Annotated in this window: 12 protein-coding genes and 3 pseudogenes; 1 reads left to right on the top strand and 14 read right to left on the bottom strand. The window is 46.1% G+C overall.

Going from position 1 to position 11,520, the window contains the following annotated elements; all coding sequences use genetic code 11:
* The 3 genes and pseudogenes from ACFIMG_RS06210 to ACFIMG_RS06200 form a co-directional block, all read right to left on the bottom strand.
* Positions 1-585: Bgr_08870 family protein (locus tag ACFIMG_RS06210; protein WP_375679144.1), on the bottom strand; the 585-nt coding region annotated here is incomplete at its 3' end.
* Between the two features lie 13 nt (positions 586-598).
* The gene (locus ACFIMG_RS06205; RefSeq protein WP_375693586.1) at positions 599-3,742 is read right to left on the bottom strand and encodes a DUF4815 domain-containing protein; all 3,144 of its coding nucleotides are present in this window, start codon (positions 3,740-3,742) and stop codon (positions 599-601) included.
* Position 3,743: 1 nt separating this feature from the next.
* Positions 3,744-4,282 (bottom strand): annotated as a pseudogene (locus ACFIMG_RS06200) (phage tail protein); the annotation flags it as partial.
* Positions 4,283-4,414: 132 nt separating this feature from the next.
* On the opposite strand from ACFIMG_RS06200, the pseudogene ACFIMG_RS06195 reads away from it, so the two are divergent.
* Positions 4,415-4,570, top strand: a pseudogene (locus tag ACFIMG_RS06195) (integrase); the annotation flags it as partial.
* Between the two features lie 3 nt (positions 4,571-4,573).
* Here the strand turns inward: ACFIMG_RS06195 and ACFIMG_RS06190 are convergent.
* The 11 genes and pseudogenes from ACFIMG_RS06190 to ACFIMG_RS06140 all read right to left on the bottom strand — a co-directional run.
* A pseudogene (locus ACFIMG_RS06190) lies at positions 4,574-5,140 on the bottom strand (phage tail protein); the annotation flags it as partial.
* Positions 5,140-6,006, bottom strand: a complete 867-nt coding sequence (locus ACFIMG_RS06185) for a baseplate J/gp47 family protein (protein ID WP_375678764.1) — start codon at positions 6,004-6,006, stop codon at positions 5,140-5,142. The gene ACFIMG_RS06185 and the pseudogene ACFIMG_RS06190, both read right to left, overlap by 1 nt.
* On the bottom strand, positions 5,999-6,379 hold the full coding sequence (locus ACFIMG_RS06180) for a GPW/gp25 family protein (protein WP_375633729.1): 381 nt from the start codon (positions 6,377-6,379) through the stop codon (positions 5,999-6,001). The genes ACFIMG_RS06185 and ACFIMG_RS06180 overlap by 8 nt, the downstream gene beginning before the upstream one ends.
* A gap of 3 nt (positions 6,380-6,382) precedes the next feature.
* A complete protein-coding gene (locus ACFIMG_RS06175; protein ID WP_375678765.1) occupies positions 6,383-6,583 on the bottom strand; it encodes a hypothetical protein in 201 nt (66 codons plus the stop codon).
* A gap of 11 nt (positions 6,584-6,594) precedes the next feature.
* Positions 6,595-7,188, bottom strand: coding sequence for a baseplate assembly protein (locus ACFIMG_RS06170; protein WP_375678766.1), 594 nt, complete (start codon positions 7,186-7,188; stop codon positions 6,595-6,597).
* Complete coding sequence (locus tag ACFIMG_RS06165) at positions 7,185-7,706, bottom strand: hypothetical protein (RefSeq protein WP_375678767.1); 522 nt, start codon at positions 7,704-7,706, stop codon at positions 7,185-7,187. Before ACFIMG_RS06165 ends, ACFIMG_RS06170 begins: the two co-directional genes overlap by 4 nt.
* Positions 7,703-8,197, bottom strand: a complete 495-nt coding sequence (locus ACFIMG_RS06160) for a phage virion morphogenesis protein (protein WP_375678768.1) — start codon at positions 8,195-8,197, stop codon at positions 7,703-7,705. The genes ACFIMG_RS06165 and ACFIMG_RS06160 overlap by 4 nt, the downstream gene beginning before the upstream one ends.
* A gap of 1 nt (position 8,198) precedes the next feature.
* The gene (locus ACFIMG_RS06155; protein ID WP_375678769.1) at positions 8,199-8,621 is read right to left on the bottom strand and encodes a gp436 family protein; all 423 of its coding nucleotides are present in this window, start codon (positions 8,619-8,621) and stop codon (positions 8,199-8,201) included.
* 15 nt (positions 8,622-8,636) lie between these two features.
* On the bottom strand, positions 8,637-9,602 hold the full coding sequence (locus tag ACFIMG_RS06150; RefSeq protein ID WP_375678770.1) for a capsid protein: 966 nt from the start codon (positions 9,600-9,602) through the stop codon (positions 8,637-8,639).
* A gap of 12 nt (positions 9,603-9,614) precedes the next feature.
* On the bottom strand, positions 9,615-9,956 hold the full coding sequence (locus ACFIMG_RS06145) for a hypothetical protein (protein WP_375678771.1): 342 nt from the start codon (positions 9,954-9,956) through the stop codon (positions 9,615-9,617).
* Positions 9,953-11,026, bottom strand: a complete 1,074-nt coding sequence (locus ACFIMG_RS06140; RefSeq protein ID WP_375678772.1) for a phage protease — start codon at positions 11,024-11,026, stop codon at positions 9,953-9,955. Before ACFIMG_RS06140 ends, ACFIMG_RS06145 begins: the two co-directional genes overlap by 4 nt.
* Positions 11,027-11,520 lie beyond the last annotated feature (494 nt).

Below are 11,520 nucleotides of genomic sequence, written 5' to 3'. Positions count from 1 at the left end.
CAAAGGTCCTTTAAGAAAGCTTCCATTTGTGCTTAAACTTGTCACCGTTTCACCATTATGAATAAGGCTAAACGACGAATTGCCCAAAAGCTCTAAGGCACCACTCATTGTGACTTTGCTGGTAAATTTATTATAACTTTGCCATTCATTGGGGCTTGTGAGGCGACCATAGCTTGTGAGATCTTCGTTAAGCTTGGCTCTAAAATCGTCAAGACCCACGATATCTTCGGTTTTATGTTGGTGCGCGCCTAACAGGGAGACAGCACTGCCAAAGGTAAAGTTATTGTTGCTTGATTTGTAGAGAACATAGTTGTTAGCGGCATCTTTTGCCCCCTCGATATCGCTTAAATCAGCAAAAGTGAAGGTTTTATCCGCTGCCATTTTGCCATTGAGAGCGCTTTCTAGATCTGCGATTTCGCTTATGGTATGCGTGTGGTGTAAAGGCACCTTTTCGTCTATCTTTTCCTCAACAGCTAAAAGAGCTTGGTCAAGTTTGCCCAAGTTTTCGCGCAAGATGGGGAATTCAGAACTGATAAAACGCCCCTCTTGTGGCAAGTCCATATTGAGTTTTTTGGTTTTTGTCATCTCTGTTTTCCCATTATAATATGCCTGCGCCAAAATCACACACCATGGACCGCGCTGCTGGTCCACCGGTAAGCGTGAGTTTTAAGCGCGCTTGTTTGGCTGTTTTGTCACCACTGATAAATTTGCGCTCTGTCCAAAGTGGTTCAGCGAGTTGTTCTGTTTCCTCTAATTTCAAAGGGACAAAACCACCATCATCCAGCTGCATCTCGAGTGTGAAGGTTGCACCGCCTGGTAAAAAGGTTTTGATATAGCTGGTCAATCTTGCTTTTTCACCAAAGGCAAAAGCACGCGTGACATAGGTCGCTTCCTTATGGATCTTCCCCGCAATCAATTGAACAGGAGCAAACAAAACAGGTGAGAGTTTCTCTGTCCCTTTGAGAATGGCGCGAAGCTTGACCTTTTCACTGATATATTCAGTAAGACTGAGCAATTGAAAGGGAAGAAGTTGATAAATTGTGCCATTGTTTCGTTCAATTTCAAAGATGACAGAACACTCACTTGAAGGCAACTCAATGGCTGCGCGTATTTGCAAATCAGAGCAGTCCACAAGATCAAAAGTGCCTAAGTCTACGACTTTTTCTGTTTGTGTGTAGCGTGCCGCCAACACGCGAAAGGCTAAAGCCTCATCTTGATGCGCGGTCCATGTCTGTGCATTGACAGAAGAAAAGCGTGGACCGGTCACATAAGGGTGGCTTGAGACATATCTCTGGTGTTCTGCATCAAAATCTCCAAGCTTTGCCAGTGAAACAGAATGATCAGCATCATCGGTTTTAATGACAAAAGCCGTGAGACGATCATTAGGGATTAACAAGGGTACCTCGTAGCGTGCCCCAGCCCATCCTCTTTTCGCATCCTTCATGGAATAAAAGCTTTGTGCTTGGATATCGGCAGTGGGATAGCCATTTTCGGTGGTGACCAAATCAATCACCAAATTATGGTTCTGATGACCGATTTTACAAAGATGAAAGTCAATACCGGTTATTTGTCGTGTTTCATCGGGGGTAAAGACTTGCGCTTGTGGGTCAAATTGCGTCCATATCTTCACCGTTGTGGTACGCCGCATCACTTTCACATCAATCAGACCTTGTCCGGTAAAAAGTCCCGTTGCAATGGTGCCCCCTTTCCCCTGTGCCACGACATTTTTTGTACCAGCGGTAATATTTTGTGGAATCGTGAAAGTTCCCTCAAGGGCGCCTTGTCTATCGGCAACAAGGCGGCTTGCTGGCAAGATATCCACACCATCAAAGGTAAGACTTTCCAAGATTTCGCTACTGCCAAAACCTTCAATTTTAAAGGAAAGGGTAATTTGTCTTAAAAAGTCGATTTGTTCTTGGTGTGTGTTGATGAAATTATCGCTTACTTCTGTTCTACGTATGGTACTGCCGCGATGTTTTCCCATAATGATTTGATTGGTCACGCTTGAGAGCCAATCGGTGCGCTGTTCGTGCCAAAAGTCTGTTGCGGGTTCAAGGGTTACTGTACCAGGCAGGGGTGCAAAATTTTGATAAGGATTGATTTTTTCGCAAGCCGTTGTCAACTCTTGTGCAATGATCACTTCATTTGTCCAGTCAAGGGTGACAGGCGCTTTTAAAGGAGCAGTATAGAATGTTGGGTCAATGGCAAGCTGCAAAATGCCGTTGCCTACAGCCCCCGTTTGTTGAAAGCCTTCATCTCTGTAACTATCATCCAGAAAAGGGTCTGCAAACATGCCTTTTTTGGCAACAGGTTCTTTAGAGTCCACATTGCTTTTAATACGCTCTAATTGCATCAATCGATCAAGCGAAAGCACCCGTTGAAAATAGCGCCACATCTCATCATAGGGGGCAACCCGTGTGCCATCATTGACCACAACCGGCGTTTCAAGCCAATTGTTGGTGATCGTTGCAAGGGACAACACATCATCAGGAACACTGGGTGCCATGGGGTGATCTGCCGAGATACCTTTGATGTAAACCACATTGCCCCCTGTGTTGAGACCGATACGGTCAATACGCGGCAATTTGTAAGTGTAACTGACGATAATATCGCCATCTTGCGCCCCCCCTGAGACGGTGATTTCCTTTGCTGTTACTTTATCAGCCGTGATTTTTGCGCGATAGCGATAAGTCACCTTATAGCTGCTCCCTGCTAAAGGTTCGTCTCCTACGGGCGCCCAATCAATGGTGTCTCCGGTTTTTTTAAAATCTGTGCCTTCTTTAAATTCCTTGCTTCCTTGAACGACTTTAATAAAAGAGGTGATGCTTTTATCAGGAACACCATCACGCCCTGCGGCAACTGCACCACGGGTGACATTAACAGTTTTTTCTTTTGTCAACAAAAGAGACTGAATATCGGCAATAGGAAAATAATAGGGTTTAAAGGTAAAACTTGTTTTCCCTTTTGGAGGCGCAAAAATATGCGTTTCGCTAGGAACAACGCTTGTCGAAAAATCTTGCATCTCTTCATGGCGCAAGGCGGCAAGGCGTTTACGTTTAAAGCCATTGATATTGGCTTCTCCTTCTTGAATACTAAACACTTGGCAACCGTTGTTTGCTCCCAATGCGCTCACACGGCAGCCACTCACGATATAATGTCCATGGGCGCGGTCGTACGTCGCAATAGCTTGCATGGCGGGTTCAAGCAATGAGGGCGATTTTTGATCAATCAAAACGCCATCTTGTAAAATATAAACCGGAAAGAAAGTGCCATTCTGCGCATCCTCTTTCAGTGCCCAAACAAGCTTTGCTGTTTCGCGTGCCGCTCCGGGCTCTCCTTCTGCCAATGTGCCAGGGACTTGCCCCAAGAGCTCTGGATCATCTTCGTGTGTTATCCATTTTTTTTGCAGCTTCACACCAATTTCCAAGCGTCCAATCATGGAAACATTGTTGAGTACCGCAGGTGCAACGGGGAAAATATCACCGGCAATATAAATCTTGCCATCCGTTAAAGTGACGGTCCTTGTCTCTTTGTTGACAAAAGCATCAGCCCGTTCAACGCGGTCTCCTTCTTGTGCCACAAGGCGCCCCAAACGGTCATGCCGCCCCCTTATAATGGTTTGAACTTCATTGAGTTCACCACTTTGAATAAAGGGACGCGTGCCATAAAAGACAACGCTTTGTTGTTCCTCTTTGCCGCGAGACCTGTCAATTGCAAAGGGTAAACCACTTTCATGCTTCATATTAAAACCTCAATAAAATCTTGAATTGTTCGCGAACATCGGCACGCAAAGGAATATTAATGGGCGTTTTGAGTATCTCTACACCACCATTCAGTTCATCAGGCTCCAACCAAAGCTTGCCAAAGGGAATATCTTGTTTGGGGGTGGCATGAACGAGAAGGGAAACAAATGCTGCTTGTTTGTCCTCAACATCGTGAAAGTCTGTGCGTGCTGCCACAAGAAGCGCTGTGCCCATCGGGGAGGGCTGATAGTGATTGCCACAATGGCTGTAAACGCCCTCCAAAGCCTGTTCGACAGGCGCTACAGCAGAGCATCTGCGAGTGCCAATCACGGCATTTTGGCTGTCTCTTAACACGAGATAAAGCGTGCGGTTGCTAAACCATTCTGCCATGAGCATATCGCGTTCATGTTTTTTGACCGAACACCACGGAAAGTTTGCCATGTCCCATGGATAATCGATTTGTTCCCAGCTTAACTCTTCATCCCCATCATCTATCCAATTGCCAATAAGCCTGCCTTCTTCTCTTGTGAGAACGTGCTNATGAGAGTCCCGAATAACCTAAGATTGTCTCATTTTAAATCAGTTTATATTGCTTCAATCAAAACCACTCATTTGCACATAACAAGTGGGATGAATGTGTGGATCAAAATTATATAAGAAAGGAGTAAAAAATGGCTCTTATGAACCGTCTTAATGCAAGATCTGACGCAACATTGGGAGCTGGCAAATATAATGATGGTGCTGGCTTGTTACTTCATAAGCGTAAAGATGGTGGTGCTCAATGGATTTTACGGTATACCCTTCACGGACGTCGTCGTGAAATGGGATNCTATCTCTGTTGTGCGCCCAAAGGAAAACAAAGTGCCCCCAGCTGTTAAGCGAACACCGCTTTCATACTCCAACATGCTGTCATCAAGGCGTGACATATTGCATTCAACAGCTTGCACATCATAACCATAGGTCCCACGGCGAAAATCAGAGCGCAAACTTTTGGAAAGGTCAGTAATCGCTTCAATGGCTTCAAGGCTTTTGCGTTCAGGCAACTGATCAAAATCAAGTTGAAAGGAATTCCACCATATCCGCCCCGTCCATGCGGGTTGAAAGCGTGCTGTAATCTGGAGCCATTCAAGCCCCATCTCTATTGCAGCAAGGGAGCCACGAATATTTTGCCATGCAAGACCCTGATCAATTAAATCATAAAGATTAGAGAAATAAGGGTTTAATTCTTGTAAGCCATATTCGTCTATTAAAAAGGGCAACCAAGAAGGCGGACGCGTGATAAATTTCGCGCGGGGTATTTCTTCGAGTGCCGTTTTAACGTGAGGGTCAAGAGCCATTGCTTCTGCAAAACAGCGTTCAAACAAGCTCGAATTCGGTGGCAAAAGTGAGGAAAGCATCAATAAGCACGCCCCCGTTCAGACAAGACAATATCCCCCAAAGCTACAGCTTCATCAGGTGCGACCAAAATATCCTCACAAGGTTGCGTTATGTTCACATGGTGAACGCCCTCAACCATCAAGCGGCTTAGTATCCAACTTAAAGACAAATCACGCCCAAGCCTTTGCGCACGCGCCCATTCTGCTCTTAAATTCTGCTCCGCTCTTTCCAAAACAAAGGAGCCTTCATCCGGTAACAACCAAAAATCAGCAGAAACATTGATCATCCGCTGTACCGCGCTTTTCACAAAGATGTGGTCATTGGTCATTTTAACATGGGGCTCATCAAGGGCTGTTTGAACCTTTGCAATCAAAGCCTCATCAGCCACCCCTGAAGGAGCGTCACTGAAAAGCGCAACATGAATAAGCGGACTTTTAGCCACACGATAAACAAAAGCATCTTTGACATGGATATCGCTTGAGAGGGCAAAATATTGATAACGTGGCGCTGTGCCACCTGTGGAATGTCCTTGTCTATTCAAACGAATGCGGCGGCGAAACCGCTCATCATCTTCATCCAAAAGGCGCGTGACCCCATGAAAATCCCCCAAATGATCTAAACTTGTTCCACGGGCAAATGTGAGTAAATTATCTCGCGCCACTTCATTAATTCGCTGGCGCAAGAGCAACTCTTCATAAGCCGCCGCTTGCAATTGAATGACAACCGGATCATAAGCCGTCTTTTCCACATTATAAGGAATATGATGCGCCGCAAAAAGCTCAGTCAAACGCGTGATCTTTTGCTCTAAAATTGCTTCAACAGAAAGCTCTTCAATAATTTGTGGCAAAGGAATCTGTGAAAGGGGTAAAGGTTCAAACTCAGTCATCACCAACCTCTAAATTGATGCTCATTGGCTCTTTATGTGACCAATCCCCCAAATGCCCATTGGGATAAAAAACACCCGTTAAAACAAAATGGAATGTGCCTTCACGCGTTGCTTTTGTCAGATCAATCCTCTGCAACGAAAACCCAGGCTCTCCACACTCTGGATCATCAAGTGCTTCAACAATTGCTTGATAAAGCTGCATCATCGTCGCAGGATCAGCATTGGCATCTTGGAATGCTCCAACATCACATCCATAATGACGACGCAAAACCCGTGTCCCAATTCTTGTCGTCAGACATTTACGAAGTGACTGTTGACAATGCGCAAAGCCATATAAAAGAGAGCCATCCTTTTCGCTCATCCCGCACCGCATGCTTTAAGCACCCTTTGTTGTCTTTGTGGTAGAGACCGTTGGGGCCGCAGCAACAACAGGGGCTGGTTTTTCAGCGATCTGACCAAGCAGCAACGGATATTTAGCCGCTTCCTCACTTAAACAAATTTCCTCACCCTTGCCTGGTGAACGCTTGCCTGCAACAAAATCGGCATTGGTTAAAATAACATAAGTGTTCTCACGCATGATAAACTCCTTTAAAGGGGATAAGAGGTTGTGGAGGGACCCATTTTGACCCCACCGTGTTTGTGGCTTGCGCCAACAGATTTTTGATTGTGCTGTAAATCTTCTGCTTGAATGTGCACACTGCCCGTTAATTCAACACGGGTTGCTTGATGAGAAAGCACCAAACCTTGTGCACTCAAATGAATTTGATTTTCCCCATGGGAGAGAATGAGCTCATCCTTCGTGATACGCAAAGCGCCACCCGCATAACACAGAGCAAGTTCTTGCGGCGAGCGTGCGGGATTAGGCGCATCCTCACTATAGCTATCGCGCACCACCAGAGAAGCATAACCAATTTCGCCATGGGGATTTAACAACCGCACCGGATCACCAACATGGAGGGGCATATTGCTTGAGAGAGTGCCAGAAGCTTCTTGCGCTTGTAGCCAAGGCGATAAAACCGCTTGTCCATTAGAACCCTGTTCGCAAAGTTTCACCCGCACCCTATGGCCATCAACTTGCACAACCCGCCCGATCATGTGCTGGTTGGCAAGACAGCGTTCAAGCGCATCAAGACGCTTCATTATTTGCCGCAAGGTGTCACTCAAAAGATGCGCATCATTCATGCCAACACCTCATTGTCCCATGAAATCAAACCACTTTTGAGTTGTCCTTCATCACAAAAAATATCTCGTCCCAACTGATGCAAATCTTGGTGCCATTCCACCACGCTTATCGATACACCACGCTGCTTAATCGCCGCAGAGATAATCGGTTCAATTTGCACCTCACGCGGGGCACTCAAATGCGTTAGCCCCCACAATTGCCCGCTATGACAAAGCACCGCAATGGCTTCTGCTAAAAGCCAACTGGAAACATCACGCTCTTTGCCCGTGGTAATAATAAAAGCCCCTAAATGAAGATCAGCACTCATCTGTCCAGAAGCAACAGAAATTAAACGGCTTTCTAACACTGCAACACGCACAGCTGGAGCCACCAGCATCTGTGTTTCAAGTTCTTCTAAGTTAAAGCGTCCAAATTGACAGCCGCAATCACGCACATCCGGCAAAGCGCCTTTAAGGCTTCTTATCACCGCTTCACGAAACTGATTAATGCGCCCTGCTTGTGTGATCGTTTGACTCATGAAAAGACCCTTTCCAGCCAATCTTCTGTCGCTTTGACAATTTCCATTTTATTGTGCTCTGAAAGCCCCAAATAAGGGCGTGCGGGCATGGTCACTTGATGCACACAAACAAAGCGGTGTGCCTTGCCGCTTTTCAGAAAAAAGCGCAGTGTCTTGCCATTTTTCGGGCGAATAACCCCACCCAATTGGTGAATCCGCGCATAAACCAACCCAGAGCCCACAATCACCTGTTCTGGTGAAGCCTTCATATCAATGGAGCGTGAAAGCGCCCCACTGGCATAAAGAATGGAGGTGCGAGCATGATTGTTTTTCCACTTCTCTCCTTGGGCAGACATTTTTTCGCTTTGAATCCGCCGCCTTGTGCTCTCTTGGATAAGACGCCCAACCCCTTGTGCCAAAGTCCCCATCGAGCGATCAGCTCCCTTTTGCAAAAAGGATAAAGCCGCTTCAAGCCCCATCTCTTTAATCTCAATATGGGTTGAAACAGACATGTTATCTTCCCATCAAACGCGGCTTAGCATGGAAAAAAGCCCCATCACGCACGGGACCATCTTCGCTCATAATTTTAGGCTCATCTATGCCTAAACCCGCTTTGCCTTCCGCAATACGTTTCAGCAAATCAACCGCCTGTTTGTAACGATCTTCAATGGTCGTGGTCAGTGCCGTATGGCGTATGGCTAAATTATAAACAGCAATATTGACACAGATCATACCCAAAGCCGCCGGCTGTCCAGCAATGGGGACGCAGTAGCGATGAGACAAATGCACATCAATCTCACCACTTGCCTGTTCGAGCGCGCGGGCAATGGCTTGCTCTGAAAAAACTGGATCAGAACTCTCATCCATCCCGCACAAATCATCCAAGAAGTCATCACCCCAGAGCTCTTCAATCAATCTTTTGCTTGCATAAGCCATGTTTAAAAGTTTCCCTTAGACAACTTCTTGCAACAAAACGCCGGCATCTTTTGCGGCAACCAATTCACACACACGTTCCCCCACACGCACCCGTTTACCGCCTGATAAGCCGATATCTGGATCATTGATCACTCCAGACAAACGCTCGCCCAACTGGGCACTAAAGCCCCAACTGATCACCGAACCATCCGCCTGTTGTTTGGTAGGGTCAATATAAAGCAGCGCAATCTTATTGCCCCAAACGCGTGCCAATTGTGCCGCGCGTCCTTTGCGGGCCAAATTCACTTGCGATTCACCAATGAGTAACCGTTCAGGGTGTATTTCCATCAGATCAGCAAATTGCGCCTTGGTGACAAAACCATCAGCAGTGCCACCCCCTTTAACGGCTTTAATGATTTTGGGATGACGTTTGAGTTTTGACCAAACAACTTTACCCATCACAATGGTGTTGGGCGTATAGACGAGACTTTTATCCATCGCTTCATCTAAAGTGGCATAAGGGTCAGATTTTTCATAGTCACTGAATTTATTCTCACCTTTGAGAGTTATCACGCGCTCTGGTGCGTAATTTTCACTTCTTTGCACAAGGGCTGCAACACGCACTTCACGCCCCAATTCTAGTAAATTGGCAAGTCCCTCTACAGCTGTCTTTTCGGGGTTATAACGAGAGCGTCGCTCCGCCCTGGCGCGTGCCGCTGCTTCAATATCTGAATTGGGGATAAGATCATCAAGCCCGTAATCTTTAACACTAGCTTCCCGTTCAAAGGCAGAAAATTCCACCAAATTCGGGCGTCCTTTACGTCCAATCTCAAGCTCCGGCACCGTAAAATTTTCCGCTAAGGGAAATTCACTATATTTAAACACCTCACTTAAAACACAAACGCGTGGCAAAACTTTATCGCCAATAAGAGAACCTGCTGGATTGCGATAACCAATAGCTATAGCGGTGAGTGTTGGATCAATGGGAAAAGGTCTGTTCATTTTATGCCTCGATTAATTAATTTTAAAAGAAATAACATCACCAGCAGAACCATCACTCATGGCAATACCAATGGTGCGATCTGCAGCTTCCGCTTTAATGGCGTGTCCTTTGGGGTCAGAGGTCAAAAAATCACCAAAGGAAACATTGCCCCCACAAACCACTTCGCCCCAACCACATTGGCCAACATCAATCATCTCACCAGCCTTGGCGCCTAGCGAGCCAGCAGTCCCTAATAATTTATCACCCTTACCAGAAGCCGTTGCCACCATTCCCTCAGTGCGCGCTGCAACAATGCAATAAGGTGAAATCACATCTATGGCGCGAAAAGATTTAATCAAAATCATCGTACTCATAATGGGCGCTCCTTTTGCTCGCTAATATACTCAACCGCTTGGCTAATGGTGATGTCGAAGCCTTTTTGCTTCTGCTCTTCCTGATAATGGCGTGCCGCAAGGGCAACCTCTTCAGGTGCAAGATTTTGTTCTTGCGTGGAACAAAACGCCCCCAAAGGACTTGCTTCTGCAAGAGCCGGCAACTTCTCGACCAAACTTTTAAAATGCTCCATCCCCCCTTCAAGGCTACAGAGCGCACGATATTCCTCGCGCGCAGCAGGGAGAACTTTTCCTGCTTCAATTGCCTTATCCAAAAGGCTCTCAATGGCACTGTTTTTTTGCTCTTCTTGCAAAAGCGCTAAATCTTCTCGCGCTTTTTTTAATTGCGCACAAAGTTCCACACGTTCCTTTTCCCGTGCTTTAAGCGTTGCTAAAACCTCATCCGCTTTAGCATCTTCTGCCAGCGATAGTGCACTGGCAATGGCTGTCAAATCCATCATTTTCTCCGTCAAAGTTATAGGGGAAGGCTGTTCACGGCTTAAAGCCGTCATGACAAGGGCTGGACGATTGACCAGTCCAGCACCGGCTAAATTCAAAATTTCACCTTTCTTCGAATGGCGAAACTCAGGCGAAAGATAGCGATATTCTTGGGTTATAATTTTCTTGGCGGCCATATCGGTCCATTTAACACGCCCCCAAATCGCACCATCCCGCTCTGCTAATTCTTCAATCCAACCACTGGCAGGTGCTTCTAAACCATTTTGAGCTCGGTGATGTTGTCCATGCTCATAATCAATCACAAGCGGTCCTTTATTGGCTGCAAAAGCTTTTAAAATGGTTTGCGGACGATAATGCCATTGCCGTCCATCACGCGCTTTCACATGGGGTGCCTTGGGCAACAACTGCACCCATTCAGGCGCTTGCCTAACGGTGACGTCTTGGCAAAGATCTACAAACGCAGCATGAAATGTCTCTGTATGACATATCTGGGCATCACATATCTCATCATGGCATGTCTTAGCATGCGCATCTTTCTGATCTTCGGAAAATTCTTGCCCCTTATATTCTTTCTCCCCATATTCTTTTCCCATGCATTGCCTCTTGCTTTACAATTGTCATTGGCAATACAATGCATGAAACTTACTCCCACTATAAGTCTGACACTGTCAGTCAAAAGAGCATTTCTCAAAAAGCACTCTTTTCCCTATTCTTCTCCTTGTGAGAGAAACCCCCATGCTAAACCATCCCATAAAATCGTTTTCAAAGGCACTTCAAAGGCGATAGAGCGCCGTTGTGAAGTGAGAGGTACATTTTATCATCTTATACAAAAAAGCCTCTCTCAAGCCGTTTTTTTAAAGATTGCTTTTTGGCTTAAAAACATTATATCATTGGAGGTAAGGCGTGAGCCAGTTTTGCCAGGACGGTTTTACCGGATCTGCGAGGAGTTGACCGCCCTCCACGCCTTCTTATTTTCTCACGCATCGACTCTCTTCACAAAAGCCAACATGGTTTTTCTCAAGTCGTTTTTTGAGAGATTGCTTTTAAACGTTGAAACTGTTAGATTACCCACGAGGCGTGAGCCAGT

The sequence above is a fragment of the Bartonella sp. AP11XZML genome (assembly GCF_042196445.1).
Classification (GTDB): domain Bacteria; phylum Pseudomonadota; class Alphaproteobacteria; order Rhizobiales; family Rhizobiaceae; genus Bartonella.
This window is presented reverse-complemented; position numbering and strand designations above follow the sequence as displayed.